Genomic DNA, 17,245 nt, shown 5'->3' with positions numbered 1-17,245 from the left:
AACGAAGGACAGCAGTGGCTCTCATCGTGCAGAAGTACGGCGGCTCGTCGGTCGCCGATACCGATTCAATCAAGCGCGTGGCCAAGCGCGTTGTTGAAACGGAAAAGAAGGGCAACAGGGTGGCCGTGGTGGTCTCCGCCATGGGCGACACCACCGACGACCTCATCGACCAGGCCCTGAGCATCGACTCCAACCCGCCCGAGCGCGAGATGGACATGCTCATGACCGCCGGCGAACGCATCTCCATGAGCCTGCTCGCCATGGCCATCCACGCCGAAGGCAGCCGCGCCCACTCGTTCACAGGACAGCAGGCAGGCTTCTTCACCGACGCCCGCTATGGCGCGGCCCACATCAAGTCCGTCAAGCCGGATCGCGTGAAGAACGCGCTCGCGCTTGGCGATATCGCGATTGTGGCCGGCTTCCAGGGCATCAACGCCAAGGGCGACGCCACCACGCTCGGCCGCGGCGGCTCCGACACCTCCGCCGTGGCGCTCGCTGTGGCCCTCGGCGCGGACATCTGCGAGATCTACACCGACGTGGACGGCATCTTCACCGCAGACCCGCGCATCGTGCCCGCCGCCCGTCGCATTCCGGCGATCGACTACGAATCCATCCTCGAGATGGCCTCCTGTGGCTCCAAGGTGCTGGCGCTGCGCTGCGTGGAATACGCCCAGCGTTTCAAGATGCCGTTGCATGTGCGCTCCTCCTTCTCGCATCGTCCGGGCACGCTGGTGGTGCCCGAGGGAGTGGACCCGCGCACGCTGCCCAACCTCGACTGACCGTCGACTGACCGTCGGCCGGTCGCGCGCCGGCACACATTCATCGCAACACACGTAAACTCAACCAAGACAAGGCAATAGACATGACTGAAGAAGAAGCAAAATCCATGGGCGACCTGTTCCCCGATCTCGGTCCTGAGGCCCCGGTGATCTCCGGCATCGCCCACGACCGTTCCGAAGCGCTGGCCACCGTGCGCGGCGTGCCGAACGAACCGGGCATGGCCGCCAAGGTGTTCACCGAGCTCGCCACCGCGGGCGTGAACGTGGACATGATCGTGCAGGCCGGCGCGTCCGTGGGCACCGCCGACATCTCCTTCACCGTTCCCGAGGCGTCGGTCAAGCAGGTGGAGAACACGCTGATCGACAAGCAGGACGACCTCGGCTATCACTCCTTCGACATCAACACCAACGTCGGCAAGGTGGCCGTGGTGGGCGTCGGCATGAAGACCCACTCCGGTCTGGCCGCCAAGTTCTTCCGCGCGCTGAGCGACAAGGGCATCAACGTGCTGATGATCTCCACCTCAGAGATCCGTATTGCCGCTCTGGTGCCGCTCGACCAGCTCAACGAAGCCGTCAAGGCACTGCACACCGCCTACGGTCTGGACGCCAAGCAGATCGAAGCCGTGGTCTACGGCGGTACGGGTCGCTGAGTGCGGCCGGTAACACGGCTGCAGCGGCTGTGGCTGCTGTTGCGGGGGCGACTGTTGCGGTGGCGGCCGAGTCCAGCGGGCCAAGCGTCACAGGGTGCTGAGCCTCAGACGCTGGGCCGTGCTGTGTCCACCTGTTTGTCTGCTTCGCAGCGGTCCAACGGTCGGAAGCGGCTCTGAGCCCAGCCGGATTCAGCTCATGAGCGCCTAAGTCGGGTGCCGGTCTGAATTGATGTCTCAATCGATGCCGGTCTCCATCGATATTTGAGAAAAAGACGAGAATGCCCTCCCTGTGGAGGGCATTCTGCGTTACGAGGGGCTGATTTCAGCGGCTCGGAACACCTATCTGCGTTACGAGGGGCTGGCCCCGAGAGTAGAGGCCATTCATAATGGCGGAATGACGGTCGGAATGAGCCGAAAAACAGGTTGTATCTTCCGAACGCAGCCCCTCGTAACGCAGATAGATCTTCCGGAAAGTGGAAATCAGCCCCTGCTAAGCGAGAAAGCCCTCCATTAGAGGGCTTTCCGCGTTCAATGTAGTTGATTTCGGCTTTTGCGGCGGCTTCTCAGAGAGGTATCTGCGTTCAATGAGGTACATTTGACTCTTTGCGGAAAGCTATCTGCCTTGAGTGAGGTATCCCAACCACGAAACCCCGAGTATGAACGCCGATATCGCAACGTTTGTACTCGGGGTTTCACGTATTTGGTACCTCACTGAACGTAGATAGCTGTCCGGAATGCAGCGAATCTACCTCATTGAACGCAGATAGCCCGCCACTCTTCCACGAAAGGACTCAGTAGTCGGGCAGACTTGCGTGTTGCCTGACTGGCGCCGACCGTTCTACAGCCTTATGCGCCGTGAGAGTCCCCGCAACACATTTGTAGGGGTACGGCGCGGATGCGTCTCGGTGACCGTACGCTGCTGTCTGCCCAGCATACGTTTACCGAGATAATGGTGAGATGACGGCTGCTGTGGCCTCCTCTGGTCCCCTTTTTGGCTACTTCTTCGTGATGTAGCCCAGGGCCTTGAGCATTTCGGCGCATTCGAGTGCATCGCCCGCGGTGCCACGCAGCGTGTTGTGGGCCAGCCCCACGGAACAAGTTCTCTAAATCTTCAGAGTCCCTTAACCATAGATATCGGGGATTGGCGCTTCTATTGCATTGATATTCATCGTCAAGCATTCCTTAATTCAGGATACATATGCTTTGCTGCGTCAGCATTATGCTACAAGGTACATGATTGACACTAATACGAGGTTGTATGTATATGCTGGTTAATCACAAGTTTACGCGACGCCGTATTGTGAGCTGTTGTACGTTGATGCTTGTCGTTATGAGTTTTTGTTGGGGGTGTGGGCCGGCCGAAGGCGTCGCCCCGATGGATGTAGCCGAACTGCCGACTGCGCTTGATGGTACAGAAAGCAAGGCGCTTATTCTGCAGACGGTGCTGCGCCAAGAAAAGGGGCAAATCGAATCGCAGACGAAGTGGGAGGACCTTGCAGCCAGAGGTGCCCCATATGATTGGTCGTCTCGCACCATGATTACGTGCAAGGATGGTGCGGTGGCGAGCTTGACTGTGACCAAATATCCGTCTCAGGAAGCTGCGGTTGGAGTAATAGAAAGCATGGAAGAGCTTGCTGCTCGCGGAACATATGTGGCTAACCCAAGATCCGGAGTTGTGAAGAACAAGAGGCGCTCGCAGGCTGCAGAAGAAGTTGTTGGCAAACAGATTCATTATGACGAGTGCGAGGATTCGCCCCTCGATTGTTCCACTTGTACCGTCAATGGCGTCGCGTCTGCATGCGACGTTGACATATGGAGCAACAAGACAGTCGTATTCACATTAGTCAGTGCAGGGGCGTCACTACATGACTTCGCATGGTGATTAGGCGTTGATGATTTCCGGCCTGAGCAATAATGATGCTTTCCGTCCGAGACAATCAGGAGTCGCAACACCTTTGCAGAGGCGGGGTGCGGATGCGTCTCGGTAAACGTACGCTGACTTCTGCTTAGCGTACGTTTACCGGGGTAATGGTGAGGTGACGGCTGCTCGGGCCGCCGCTTGGCTACTTCTTGGTGATGTAGCCCAGGGCCTTGAGCATTTCGGCGCATTCGAGCGCACCGCCCGCGGCACCGCGCAGAGTGTTGTGGGCCAGCCCCACGAACTTCCAGTCGAAGATGGAGTCCTCGCGCAGGCGGCCGATTGAGACGCCCATGCCGCCCTCGTAGTCCACGTCCAGCTTGACCTGCGGGCGGTCGTCTTCGGTCAGGTACTGGATGAAGTGCTTCGGAGCGTGCGGCAGACCGAGACGAGCGGCCTCGGACGTGTAGTTCACCAGTCGGTCGATGAGCTCTTCCTTGGTGGCTTTCTTGCCGAAGTTCAAGAACACGGTGGCGGTATGGCCGTTGAGCACGGGCACGCGGATGCACTGCGAGGTGATCTTCAGCGGGCCGTCGAACGGCACGATTTCGCCGCGCTCGGCGTCCACATGGCCGAACACCTTGAGCGGCTCCTTCTCGCTCTTGGCCTCCTCGCCGGAGATGAACGGGATGATGTTGCCCACCATCTCGGGCCAGTCCTTGAACGTCTTGCCCGCGCCGGAGATGGCCTGGTACGTGCTCACCACCACCTCGTGCGGCTCGAATTCCTTCCACGCGGCCAGCGCCGGCGTGTACGCTTGGATCGAGCAGTTCGGCTTGACGGCGATGAATCCGCGCGTGGTGCCCAGGCGACGACGCTGATGCTCGATCACCGCGAAGTGCTCCGGGTTGATCTCCGGCACCACCATCGGCACGTCCGGCGTCCAGCGGTGCGCGCTGTTGTTCGACACCACCGGCGTCTCGGTCTTCGCGTACCGCTCCTCGATGGCGCGGATCTGCTCCTTCGGCATGTTTACGGCGGAGAACATGAAGTCCACGTCGGCGGCCACCTTCTCGGCGTCGTCGCCGTCCACGACCACCATGTGCTTGGCGTATTCGGGCATCGGCGTTTCCATCTTCCACCGGTCGCCCACGGCCTCCTCGTACGTCTTGCCGGCGCTATGCGCGGAAGCGGCGAGGGTGACCACCTCGAACCACGGGTGGTTTTCCAGCAACGTGACGAATCGCTGGCCCACCATACCGGTGGCGCCAAGAATGCCGACCTTCAATTTCTCGGACATGATACCTTCTGCTTCTCGCTTGAGTTCGATTAAGGAAACGTGTGCTATTACCTCTGTGCTTGGTCATGCACGACGGCCGCGCGCAGATGGAGATAATTGTACGGAGACCGGCTGCCCAAGGCGCTGCGTTTCCCATATGATGACGGGCGATGAGGGGCTGCGGTGGGCAATGGCGGCATGCCATGGCGCTGCCGCACTTGTGCCTCACGATAATCAGATACAAGTGACGGTCCCGAAACTGTTACGCCACGTTGCTAGGCTGGAGGCATGTCTATCGCATCAGTAGAAGCGCAGAAACAGCTTGACCGCATCGTGGCCCTTGGCTACCCGGATGTGGCGGACATGTCCGCCGCCGCATTCCGCGCGCTGGCCCGTCCGCTGATCGGCGCGCTTGAGCATTCCGACTTGGGCTCGAACATTCTCCTGGTGCCTACGCGCGAGCTGGTTTCGCCCGAATCCCTGATTGCCCGAACCTCCATCAACCGCATGGCCGGCTTCACCACGATGCCCCCGCGCGACATCGCCAGCTTCCTGCCCGTCAGTGGCTTCACCCCGCCCGAAGGCCCGTTCTATCTGGTAGTCGACCCGCATACCGGCACGTGCTACATCAACCGCGAGCCGGATGTGGCCCGCAAACTGCTGGATTCCGACGACCGCCTGCCGCTCACACTCGAGGAGGGGCTCGCCATCGCCACCCAGCATCCGGAATGGCTGATGGTCAAGAACGGCTTCAATCTGCTGGGCTCGCGCTCGGCGGACGGCCGCGTGCCGAGCATCTGGATGAGCCAGAACGCGCCACGCCTCGGTGCCGTTTGGCCGAACTCGCGCCATACGTGGCTCGGCAACGCCTACTGCGCCGCCCGACGCGGCATCAGCCTGTTCCGCTGATTTTCCGGTGTGATTGTCCCGCACCCGTCTGGGCCCTCCTTCGGGTCTTCCTCTGGGCCTTCCTCCCCACCATGTAGGGACTTGCCCACCATGTAGGGAGCAAAAATGGCTTTATTCCGCCGATGTGTAGGTTTTGTGTCCCTACACGGTGGGGGATTCCCTACACGATGGGGGGATTCCCTACACGGTGGGGCCTCCTTCCCACCGTGGGCTGCCTCCCCAGACGGGTTCTAGTGATCGTTGCGACACCTGGCCGACCGGCGGGAGGATCAAGTGGGCATGCGGGAAGGGATTGCGCGCAGCAGGCGCAGCAGGCACGTCGAGCCCGGCCGCCTGCGGAATTGAACGGCGTCGGAAAAGCCTGTGCCATTCCTGTGAACGAGGCAGCGGTGGCCGCATCCGCCCGCCTACACTGAAGAATCATGACGAACAGCTTGCGATTCCGCGAAGACGGCAGCTTCCGCGTGCTGCAGATGGCCGACGTCCAGGACGGCCCCGACGTGCTTCCCGACACCATCCGCCTCATCCGCGAGGCCATCCGCAAAGCCGACCCCGATCTCGTGGTGTTCACCGGCGATCAGATCCGTGGCTACGACCCCGCCTATATCGACACCTTCCTGCGCCGTCGCGGCGAGCAGCCAGGTGCCCGCGTGCGCGCGGTGACCAAGGTGGAGGCAAGGATTTGCGGCATCAGACAGCATTCCACTAAGGACGCCGAGCATCCTGATGCGCCCGGTATCGACGAGCTCATGGACGAGACGCGCGCCAAGGTCCGCCGCACATTCGACGGCTTCCTCGGCCCGGTGGTCGAAGCGAAAGTCCCGTTCGCCGCCACCTATGGCAATCACGACTTCCAGTGCGGCATCCTGGCCGACGAACAGGATGACATCTACCGCGAGTTCCCCGGATGCCTCAACCCGGCCGACAGCCTCGAACCGGGCACGTTCGCCCTGCCCATCGAGTCCTCGGACGGCTCCGGTCGCGTGGCCATGAGCGTCATGATGGTCAACTCCGGCGACTACGCCACCGAGTCGGGCAAGCCCGGTGCGCCCAAGGAGCGCGACGCCCAATACCCCGCATATGTGGTCAACTCCCGCGGCCTTGATTTGGCGGATTCCGACGGCTACGGCACCCCCACGCCCGAGGCCATTGACTGGCTCAAGTCCGTGCAGGTCGAGCTCGGCCGCCGCAACGGCGACGGCAAGCCGGTGCCGGCCATCGCCTTCCAGCACATCCCGCCGCAGGAGTTCTACGACTGCCTCAAGGAGGTGCCTGCCTGGACGCCGAACGCCGTGGAAGGCGCGCGCACCCACGCCGGCCACTGCTATGTGCTCAATCATGAGGTCTGCCGCCCGGGCTCCCGGCTGGGCGAGGCCATCGGCTGCGCGGACGAGAACGTGGGCGAGGTGGACGCCATGCGCGAGGCGGGCGGCTATTTCGCGCTGTTCTGTGGGCACGATCACAAGAACGCGTTCGTCGGCCACGTGCACGGCCTCGACTTGGGCTATGCGCCCACGTGCGGCTTTGAATGCTATGGTCCCAAGTCGCGCTATCGCGGCATCCGCCTGTTCGAGTTCCATGAGAACAACCCGGCCGGCTATGTGACGCGCATGCTCACTTGGGGCGACCTGGTTGGACGCTATTCCAGCAACGAGGTGCGCGTTTGGTTCGAGGATCATTGCGTGACCGATGCGGTCAGCATGCGCAACGAGCTGCGCCGTCCGGAGGTGTTCGCCGTGCTCGCCGGCGCGATGAGCCTCGGATTCGCCGCCATCGTACGCTCGCTGCTCAGAGGCGGCCGCCGGTAATTCATTGGCCCGGTCCGCGCGGCCCGCCACAATACGGCATTTCCGCAGCCGTTGCCCGAGCTGGCCTGTAGGATGTTACATGCGTATTAACAGATGCGCATGGCTCTAGACAAGCGGTGCAAACCCGGTTTCGACTCCGGTCGCGGGCTGACATCAGCTGACATCAGCCGGCACTGGCCGTACGGGCCATATGGGTGGAGTGAATCCCATAGCGGACCGCACAGGTGGCACAGTGTAATGCCGGTGTCAACACTGTTGGCGTCAGCAGTGCCAGTGCTATGCCCGAGCGTGCGCACAACCCAAGAAAAGGAGGAACAATGGGTCAGGATCAATCATCTGTCTTTGATCTCGCAGCCGTCGCTGCGGCATCCAATGGGGGGAACAACGACCCGCTGCTGCCTCCGGCACGATTCATCGGCGATCCGCAGAAGCCCAGCCGCATGCCGTACAACAAGTACGTGGCCTATGACAAGCAGATTCCGTTTGATTACCCGGAGCGCACGTGGCCGGGCAAGCGACTGCAGCGCGCGCCGCGCTGGTGCTCCGTCGACCTTCGCGATGGCAATCAGGCCCTCGTCAACCCGATGGATTCCGAACGCAAGCTGCGCTTCTGGAACCTGCTGGTCTCCATGGGATTCAAGGAGATCGAGGTGGGCTTCCCGTCCGCTTCCGAGACCGATTTCGACTTCATCCGCATGCTCATCGAGCGTGAGCTGATTCCGGACGACGTGACCATCGTCGTGCTCACGCAGTGCCGCGAGCACCTGATCCGTCGCACCTATGAGGCGCTCAAGGGCGCCAAGCGCGCTATCGTGCACTTCTACAACTCCGTGTCCGTGCTGCAGCGCGAGGTCGTCTTCCGCAAGAACAGGGAAGAGATCAAGAAGCTCGCCACCGACGCCGCCGAACTGTGCAAAGACCTCGAATCCGGGGCCAAGGGCATCGACCTGTACTACGAGTACAGCCCCGAATCCTTCACCGGCACCGAGCCGGAGTACGCGGTCGAGGTGTGCAACGCGGTGATCGGCGTGATCAAGCCGACGCCCGAGCACCCGATGATCATCAACCTGCCGGCCACCGTGGAAATGACCACGCCGAACGTGTTCGCCGACGAAGTTGAGTACGTCTCCACCCATCTCGACGACCGTGACGCCGTGGTGCTGTCCCTCCACCCGCACAACGACGAGGGCATGGGCGTGGCCGCCACCGAGCTGGCCGTGCTCGCCGGCGCCGACCGTGTGGAAGGCTGCCTGCTGGGCAACGGCGAGCGTACCGGCAACGTGGACCTGGTCACGCTGGGCCTCAACTGGCTGACCCAGGGCATCGACCCGCAGCTCGACCTGTCCAATGTGCCCGAAATTCGCAAGACCGTCGAGTACTGCAACCAGATCAAGATCTCTGAACGTCACCCGTACGCCGGCAACTTCGTGTTCACTGCCTTCTCCGGCTCCCATCAGGACGCCATCAAGAAGGGCCTCGAAGCCCGTCAGGTGGCCGCCGACCGCGCCGGCGCCGACCTCAGCAGCTTCGTCTGGCTGGTACCGTACCTGCCGATCGACCCGAAGGACATCGGCCGCTCCTATGAGGCCATCATCCGCGTCAACTCCCAGTCCGGCAAGGGCGGCATGGCCTACCTGCTCAAGACCAACCACAACCTCGACCTGCCCAAGCGTCTGCAGGTGGAGTTCGACAAGGTCGTGCAGAAGTACGCGGACGACACCAAGAAGGAAGTCAAGGACGAGGACATCTGGCGTCTGTTCAAGGACGAGTACCTGCCGGTCGAGCAGTCCGGCATGACCGCCGCCGGCGTGGTCGTCGGCGACACGCATGACACATCTCTCGAGCCGTGGGGCCGTCTGAAGCTGCTGAAGGTGGCCATCAGCTCCGGCGAGGACGGTTCGGACACCGTGCTCAAGGCTCGCCTGCTCGACCGTGGCGTGAACGTGGGCGTCGACGAGCCGGTGGAGCGCGAGGTCTCCGGCATCGGCAACGGTCCGATCGCCGCCTTCCTCAACGCCATCTCCAACTTCGGCGTGGACGCCTCCATCATGGACTATGTGGAGCACACGATGTCCGTGGGCACCAACGCCATGGCCGCGTCCTACGTGGAATGCCAGGTCGGCGAGGCCGATGATGCGCAGATCGTCTGGGGTGTGGGCATCGACTCCTCCATCACCACCAGCGCGTTGAAGGCCATCATCTCCGCCGTCAACCGCTCCAACCGCGCCCGCTGAGGCTGCAAAGCCCTCCGGCTGTTGCGTGCGTTCTGGCTCCCCTTGTCAGGACAGCACCGTAAAGCAAACAGCGGAGCTGTTTGTAGGTGCTGTGCGAGCCGACAGGCGAGCCAGAAGACTGAGCGTGCAGCGCGTCCGTACGGCTATGGCCCCCTCTGATGAGGGGGCTGTCAGCGTAGCTGACTGGGGGAGAGACCAAATCAGGTCGGCTAGCTTCCTGTCGACTACCCCTCAGTCGGCTGCGCCGACAGCTCCCCTGACAAGGGGAGCCGACCGGTCATTGGCCCCCTTGACGGGACAGTACCGTGAAGCGGACAGCGAAGCTGCTTGTAGGCAGCGTGCGAGCCGACAGGCGAGCCAGAAGACTGCGCGCGCAGCGCGTCCGTACGGCTATGGCCCCCTCTGATGAGGGGGCTGTCAGCGTAGCTGACTGGGGGAGAGACCAAATCAGGTCGGCTAGCTTCCTGTCGACTACCCCTCAGTCGGCTGCGCCGACAGCTCCCCTGACAAGGGGAGCCGACCGGTCATTGGCCCCCTTGACGGGACAGCACCGTGAAGCAAACAGCGAAGCTGTTTGTAGGCAACGTGCGAGCCGACATGCGAGCCAGCAGGATGCCGCGCGCAGCGCGTCCGTGATTGCAGGACCGTTGCCGTGAAGCAGACAGGCAGGCGGTATTACGAGTTCCCTCCGGTGGTTTCTCCGGACGGCGTGCCGTTTCCATTGCCGCTATTGCTTCCGGTATTGCCACCGGAGTCGCTGGAACCGCTGTTTCCGTTTCCGTTGCTATTGCCACTGTTGCCGCCACTGTCCCCGTTACCGCCGTTACCGCCATCGCCTCCGTCACCGTTTCCGGAACCGTTGTCCCCGTTACCGCCGTTACCGCCGCTGGGCGGGCCCGGATAGTTCGGGCATTCAGTGGAGTAGCTCGCGTTGTTGAGGCACTGCTGCGCGAACTCCTGTGTGGAGGACTGACCGGAAGTGGAGCCGGAGGAGGAATCGGAGTTAGATCTGCCGTTCTGCGTGCCGGACTGGCCGTTCGTGGACGAGGACTTCGAGCCGCCGAGGCCCCATGTGCCGTCCGGGCCGCCGACCTTGCCGGAATCCTTGGCGGTGGTGAACTGCTCCACGGCGGTGCCGGCCAACGCCTGCGACATGTACTCGGTGAACAGGTGCGCCGGATAGCCGGTGGACGTCACGCCATAGCCGCCGAACGCGGGCACCACCTGCGGGTTGCCGTCGGCATCCGGGTTCCAGATAGCCCACACGTTCATCAGGCTTGGCGTATACCCCACGAACGAGGCTGCCAGCTCGTCGTTGGCGGTACCGGACTTGCCGGCTACCTGCCGTCCACCGAGCGCCGAGGACACACCCGCTGCAGTACCGGACGTGGTCGTGCCCTGCATGGCCTTCTGCACCAGGGCGCAGTCGTTCGCGTCGAACACCTTCTTGTTCTCGTTCGGCGCGTTATAGAGGTCCTTGCCCTTGGAATCCTGCACCTTGGCCACCATGTGCAGCGTGTTCTTCACGCCGTTGTTGGCGATGGTCGAATGCCCCTGCGCCAGATCCCACACCGTCAGCGCATTGATGCCCAGCACGTTGTACGGCGATGTCTCGTCGATGTCGCCGGTGATGCCGGCCTCATGCGCGATTTTGGCCGTGCGCTGCGGCGTCAGATGCTCGTTGACGTTCATGAACACCGTGTTCACCGAGTTGGCCGTGGCCTGATACAGATTGATGTTGCCCCAGTTTATGTTCAGCGCGTTGTTCACCTCGGCGGTGATGCCGGAGAAATGCTGGTGCGAGTTGCCGTTGAACATTGTGTTGAAGCTCACGCCCTCCTGCGCGGCACCGAGCAGGGCGAACGGCTTCATCGTGGAGCCCGGCTCGAACAAGGCCTGATCCGCGTTGTTCAGCGGCTTGCTGAGGTAATCGGAGCCGGCATACACGGAAACCACCGCGCCGGTCTTCTGCTCCACGGCGATGCCGCCGACCTGAATGGATTCCGGCATGCCGTCCGCACGCGTGTCGCCCACCGACTGCATGAGATCCTGCTTGGCCTTGTCGATGGTGGTGACGATCTTGTATCCGCCGGTGGCCAGATCCTCTTTGGTGAAGGCCTTGGAGCCGACCAGTTCGCGCTGCACCATGTCCAGCAGATAGCCGTTCGGACCCTGGTATTCGTTCTGCTGAGCCACCTCCGCGGTCTGCGGGAATGTGGCCTCCTTGTGCTGCTTGGCGGTGATGTAGCCGTCTTCCTCCATGATGCTCAGCACGCGATTGAAGCGCTGCTGGGCGATTTTAGGGCTGTCCGCCGGATCCCAGGTGGAGGGGGCGGGAATGATGCCGGCGATCATCGCGGCCTCGGGCAGCGTCAGATCCTTGGCGTCCTTGTTGAAGTACGCCTTGGCGGCGGCCTGGATGCCGTAGGCGTTGCGGCCCAGGTAGATCGTGTTCATGTAATTGCACAGCACCTCGTCCTTCGACTCGGTCTGCGCGATCTTGAGGGCCAGGATAGCCTCGCGCGCCTTGCCGACATACGTGGTGGTTTCGCCCAGATAGTAGCGTTCCGCGTACTGCTGGGTGATGGTCGAGCCGCCTTGGCGTGTGCCGGTGGTCACGTTGTTGAGGAACGCGCGGGCGATGCCTTTGAGGTCGATGCCCTTGTCGGTGTAGAACGTGCGGTTCTCGGACGCCACGATGGCGTTGCCGATGTAGTCCGGCAGGTCGGTGCAGGAGATGATTTCGCGGTTCTGCTCGGCGTACGAGCCGATCGGCGTGGTGCCGTCCGCGTAATACACGGTGGTCTTTTCCGCCAGCGCGAACTTCTCCGGCTGCGGTACTTCGGTGGTGATGTACAGGTATGCGAATACGCCGATGCCGGCGAGCAGACCTGCGCCGATAAGGCCGAAGAAGATGCCGAGCACCCATTTGAGTACGCGATGCTTGCCTTTGCCGCCATTGTTGTTCTTGTGATTGCGGCTGCGATGCGTGGCGTGCGCGGTACGTGCGGTACGCGCTGAGCCTGTGCGGCTGGCGTGGCTGGCTTGGCTTGCTCGGTGGCTGCTGCTGCGGCGGGTTCCGGTGCCGTCGGCGCGACTGCCGCTGCTGCGGCCTGATCCTGTACGGTATGCGCCTTCCTGAGCGGCTTGTCCGGACTTGCTGTGTGCGGTGCGCGGCTGGCGAAGGGCGGGCCCATCGCTGCCGGCACGTGCGCGACGTTGATAAGAAGCCATGCATGCCACCGTAATTGCCGGTGCTGAAAAGTGCGCTGAGAATGGGCGATTTTGGCTCTGGGGGAATCGTATTTGCGCCGAATTCTTACAAACCCGGCCGGTTTCGCCGTGGCGCCCCTTGGCGATACGCCATATGTATACCGAACTTGACGTAGTCCACCCGTATCCATACACTGTACAAAGCCTCCACGCGGCGCTATGTCACCCAACTCCCCCAGGGCAGGAATGCAGCAAGGGTAAGTGGCCTCTGACGGGTGCGTGGGGGTTTTCTTGTATTTCCCTGCGTGCTTTCCCTGTCTACTATGTGCGGATTTGGCTCTGAGGATTGACGCGACGCGCTGGTGTCCGAGGCGCGGCCGTACAGTCTTGGATATGAATGACGCACAGCATCCAGTGATTCGCGATCCGCACGCGCCTACGAACATGGTCGATTCCGCGACGGAAGGCACACGCGGGGCAGGGGGCCTGAAGCCTGAATTTCGATGGCAGCCGGTAACGCCGGACGCCGGTTCCACTGATTCGTCGACACTCCCCGGCACTAGCCTGGATGCCTCCAACGATGACGGTACCGATGCCGTCGACAGTGGTCTCGCACTGCTCGATCCGCTGACCGTCCGCCCGCGCATATCCAGTCGCGTGCTGTGCGCGGTGTTCGGCGTGCTGCTCGCCGCCGCCGCGTTCGGCATCTGGTGGGTATGCGTCCACACCGAAAACGGGCAGTCGTATGACGAAATCGTATGGGTCAATCTGCCGACCAGCCTGCCGGTATGGGCGTCGGGGCCGATGAATCTCGTGGCGCAGTCATGGCTGGTGATCACGGTCAGCTGCGTGCTGGGCGGGCTTGGTCTGGTTGCGGCGCTGGTCCGCCGGCGCTGGTGGCTGGTCGGGCAGATGGTCGTATTCGCCGCCGTCTGCCTGGCCGCGACCCAGCTCAAATCGCTGCTGCCGCGCCCGTTCATCATCCAGACCGCATCGCCGGTGGCCAATTCGGCGCCGTCCGGCCACACGATGCTCGCCGTGGCCGGCGCGGTGCTGCTGCTCATCGCCGTGCCGCGTGCGCTGCGCGCGCTCGCCGCAGTGGTCGGCGGCACATGGTCGGTATTGGTCGGCGTTTCGGTGATGGTAGGGCAGTGGCACCGCACGTCGGATGTGTTGATGTCGATACTGCTGGTGACAGGGTTCGCGCTGGTGATACTGGCGTGCACGCGCACATCCGGCATGGATGATCCCGGCCGGCGAGTTTCCTCGGTGAGTGTGCAGATCGTCGGCAGCGTGCTGATTACCGGTGGCCTGCTGCTGATGCTGTACAGCGCATACGCGGTCTGGCAGGTGGTGCCCGGCCTGAACGTCAGCGCCATGTGGGCCGTGCGAGGCTCCATCGTCTCCGCCGTGGTCGGCATTGTGGGCGTGAGCGCGCTCGCGTTCGGACTGCTGCTGGCGCTTCGTCATATCACGGCGGCGCCGTTGAGTCGACTGGGGCTGATTGGGGCTCCGCCCGCTCCGCCGGCACAGTCCGCTCGGCAGTGAACGGGGCGCGAACAAGTTGCGAACAGGACGCCACCCGGCCGCCAATTTGGCAGTTCGATACCATTCGTGAGTATTATGACGCCAAGAAACACCGTGCGTTTCAGGAAACAATAAGGAGAAGGAATGGCTACCAAGCTTGTGATTGTGGAGTCCCCGACCAAGGCCCACAAGATCGGTGACTACCTGGGCAAGGGGTACACCGTCATGGCGTCGGTGGGCCATATCCGCGATCTTGCCCAGCCCAGCCAGGTGCCGGCTGCGGACAAGGCCAAGTTCGGCAAGTTCGGCGTGGACGTGAACGACGGCTTCAAGCCGTACTACATCGTCGACGGCGACAAGAAGCGCACGGTCAGCGAACTCAAATCCGCACTCAAGAACGCCGACGAGCTCTACCTCGCCACTGATGAGGATCGCGAGGGCGAGGCCATCGCATGGCACTTGGTGCAGACGCTCAAACCCAAGGTGCCGGTCAAGCGCATGGTGTTCCACGAGATCACCAAGAACGCCATCAACGCGTCGCTCGCCAAGACCCGCGACGTGGACGGGCATATGGTGGACGCGCAGGAGACCCGCCGTATCCTCGACCGCTTGTATGGCTATGAGCTTTCCCCGGTACTGTGGCGCAAGGTCGGCCCGGGCCTGTCCGCGGGCCGCGTGCAGTCCGTGGCGACCCGCCTTATCGTGGAGCGCGAACGTGAGCGCATGGCGTTCAAGCGCGCGCCCTACTGGGATATCGTGGCCACGCTCGCCGCGCCGGACGCGCAGGGCGAGACCGCGGAATTCTGCGCCCGCATGATCTCCCTCGGCGGCAAGCGTCTCGCCGGTTCCAAGGACTTCGGCGCGGACGGTCAGCTCACGCCGGACGGCTTTGCAGCCAACGTGCGCCAGCTGGACGAGGCTTCGGCCTCCGCTGTGGCCGAAACGCTGAAAACCGCCGATTTCACGGTGATGTCCATGGAGACCAAGCCGTATCGCCGTCGCCCGCAGCCGCCGTTCACCACGTCCACGCTGCAGCAGACCGCCGGCAATCGCCTCGGCATGGGTGCCCGCGCGGTGATGCGCGCCGCCCAGAGCCTGTACGAGAACGGCTACATCACGTATATGCGTACCGATTCGGTGACGCTTTCGCAGGAGGCCATCGCCGCCGCCCGCAACGCTGTGAGCTATCATTTCGGCGACCGGTTCCTCTCGTCCGAGCCCAAGCAGTACGCCACCAAGACCGCAGGCGCGCAGGAGGCCCACGAGTGCATCCGTCCGGCGGGCTCGCGCTTCCACGACCCGGACGAGCTGGCATCTAAACTGCCGGTCGACCAGCTGCGCCTGTACACGCTGATCTGGCAGCGCACACTCGCCTGCCAGATGGCCGACGCCACCGGTTCCACCGCCACCGTGCGCCTCTCCGCGCCGGCCGGTCCGACCGAAGGCGAGGCGGTATTCCAGGCGTCCGGCACAGTCATCGAATTCCCCGGCTTCATGAAGGCCACAGGGGAGGGACGCAAGCCGAAGACTGCTGTTGCGGGGGGCGGTGCTTCCGCCGCTGAGGGGACTTCAGAGGCAGCAGCCAAGGCCAAGTCCGACGCCTCCGAATCGAATACCTCGCTGCCGCCGATGGAGGTCGGCCAGCGGGTGGACGCCACCGACGTGCAGCCGGACGGCCATGAGACCCAGCCTCCGGCCCGATACACCGAGGCCACGCTGGTCAAGACTCTGGAGGCCAAGGAGATTGGCCGTCCGTCCACCTACGCCAGCATCATCTCCACCATCATGGATCGCGGCTACGTCTACGAGCGCGGCCGTGCGCTGATTCCCAGCTGGCTGGCCTTCTCCGTGGTCAAGCTGCTCGAGCAGAACTTCCCCAAGCTGGTGGACTACCAGTTCACCGCCGATATGGAAAACGGACTGGACCGCATCGCCCACGGCGAGGAGACCGGGCGCGACTGGCTCACCCGGTTCTACTTCGGCTCCGGCGAAGGCGCTGCCCGCAACGCCGACGAGGCCCATGAGGGACTGCAGCAGCAGGTGGCGCAGCTCGGCGAGATCGACGCGCGCGCCATCAACACCATCGACATCGGCGATGGCATGCACGTGCGCATCGGACGCTACGGCCCGTACTTGGAAGACATGGAGCACTTGGACGCCGAAGGCAATCCCAAGCGCGCATCCCTGCCGGACACCATCGCGCCGGACGAGCTCACCGTGGACGTGGCCCGTGACCTCATCGACAATCATTCCGGCGGTCCGCGCGAGCTGGGCACCGACCCGGCGACCGGCGGCACGGTCGAGGTCCGCAACGGTCGCTTCGGGCCGTATGTGGCGCTGATTCCGCCGGCCGCAGCCGAGGGCAGCGCCGATTCGGCTGCTGAAGCTGCCGGTGCTGCAGCATCAGCCAAGAAGGGCTCCAAGAAAGCCGCGGCTGCTGCGGCTCCGCGTCCCAAGATGGCGTCGCTGTTCAAGACCATGAGCCCTGAATCGCTTTCGCTTGAGGATGCGTTGCGCCTGCTGAGCCTGCCGCGCGAAGTCGGCAAGTATGAGGAGACCAACGCCGAAACCGGCGAAGTCTCCGAATACACGGTGGCCGCCAACAATGGCCGCTACGGCCCGTATCTGACCAGGACCGGCGCGGACGGCAAGTCCGAGACCCGTTCGCTGGGGTCCGAAGACGAGATCTTCACCGTTGACCTGAACAAGGCCAAGGAGCTGTTCGCCCAGCCGAAGTACGGTCGCGGGCGTGGCCGTGGAGCCGCCAAGCCGCCGCTGCGCGAGCTTGGCACCGATCCGGCCACCGGCAAGAACGTGACCATCAAGGACGGTCGTTTCGGTGCCTACATCACCGACGGCGAGACGAACCGCACGGTGCCGCGCCAATACACGCCCGAGACCATCACCCCGGATGATGCATTCCGTCTGCTCGCTGAGAAGCGTGCGGCCGGGCCGTCCACGCGGGGCCGTGGCGGACGCGGCGGCCGT

10 protein-coding genes and 1 other RNA gene are annotated in these 17,245 nt (G+C 63.2%); 9 read left to right on the top strand and 2 right to left on the bottom strand.

The features are described 5' to 3' along the window. Positions 1-14 precede the first annotated feature (14 nt). From BREU_RS10415 to BREU_RS10405, 3 genes are all read left to right on the top strand, one after another. Positions 15-779: an aspartate kinase gene (locus BREU_RS10415; protein WP_052382129.1), complete on the top strand. Its 765-nt coding sequence runs from the start codon at positions 15-17 to the stop codon at positions 777-779. Between the two features lie 83 nt (positions 780-862). Continuing rightward, positions 863-1,429, top strand: coding sequence for an ACT domain-containing protein (locus BREU_RS10410; protein ID WP_044089770.1), 567 nt, complete (start codon positions 863-865; stop codon positions 1,427-1,429). Between the two features lie 1,375 nt (positions 1,430-2,804). Continuing rightward, positions 2,805-3,311, top strand: coding sequence for a hypothetical protein (locus BREU_RS10405; RefSeq protein ID WP_044089771.1), 507 nt, complete (start codon positions 2,805-2,807; stop codon positions 3,309-3,311). 181 nt (positions 3,312-3,492) lie between these two features. Here BREU_RS10405 and asd read toward each other — a convergent pair whose 3' ends face one another. Further along, the gene (asd, locus tag BREU_RS10400) at positions 3,493-4,587 is read right to left on the bottom strand and encodes an aspartate-semialdehyde dehydrogenase (protein WP_044089772.1); all 1,095 of its coding nucleotides are present in this window, start codon (positions 4,585-4,587) and stop codon (positions 3,493-3,495) included. Between the two features lie 267 nt (positions 4,588-4,854). Here asd and BREU_RS10395 point away from each other — a divergent pair, with 267 nt between their 5' ends. From BREU_RS10395 to leuA, 3 genes are all read left to right on the top strand, one after another. Beyond that, positions 4,855-5,475, top strand: a complete 621-nt coding sequence (locus BREU_RS10395; protein ID WP_044089775.1) for a DUF5701 family protein — start codon at positions 4,855-4,857, stop codon at positions 5,473-5,475. Positions 5,476-5,897: 422 nt separating this feature from the next. Continuing rightward, on the top strand, positions 5,898-7,283 hold the full coding sequence (locus BREU_RS10390; protein ID WP_044089776.1) for a metallophosphoesterase family protein: 1,386 nt from the start codon (positions 5,898-5,900) through the stop codon (positions 7,281-7,283). A 317-nt stretch (positions 7,284-7,600) separates the two neighbouring features. After that, positions 7,601-9,517 carry a 2-isopropylmalate synthase gene (leuA, locus tag BREU_RS10385; RefSeq protein WP_044089777.1) on the top strand — a complete coding sequence of 639 codons (1,917 nt, stop codon included), beginning with the start codon at positions 7,601-7,603 and terminating at the stop codon, positions 9,515-9,517. A gap of 675 nt (positions 9,518-10,192) precedes the next feature. Here the strand turns inward: leuA and BREU_RS10380 are convergent. Beyond that, positions 10,193-12,751: a transglycosylase domain-containing protein gene (locus tag BREU_RS10380; RefSeq protein WP_052382128.1), complete on the bottom strand. Its 2,559-nt coding sequence runs from the start codon at positions 12,749-12,751 to the stop codon at positions 10,193-10,195. Positions 12,752-12,928: 177 nt separating this feature from the next. On the opposite strand from BREU_RS10380, the gene ffs reads away from it, so the two are divergent. The 3 genes from ffs to topA all read left to right on the top strand — a co-directional run. Beyond that, positions 12,929-13,025, top strand: an RNA gene (gene ffs, locus BREU_RS11755) — signal recognition particle sRNA small type. A gap of 98 nt (positions 13,026-13,123) precedes the next feature. Then, a complete protein-coding gene (locus BREU_RS10375; protein ID WP_044089778.1) occupies positions 13,124-14,278 on the top strand; it encodes a phosphatase PAP2 family protein in 1,155 nt (384 codons plus the stop codon). 123 nt (positions 14,279-14,401) lie between these two features. Beyond that, positions 14,402-17,245: type I DNA topoisomerase (gene topA, locus BREU_RS10370; RefSeq protein ID WP_044095969.1), on the top strand; the 2,844-nt coding region annotated here is incomplete at its 3' end.

The organism is Bifidobacterium reuteri DSM 23975 (assembly GCF_000741695.1).
Lineage (GTDB): Bacteria > Actinomycetota > Actinomycetes > Actinomycetales > Bifidobacteriaceae > Bifidobacterium > Bifidobacterium reuteri.
This window is presented reverse-complemented; position numbering and strand designations above follow the sequence as displayed.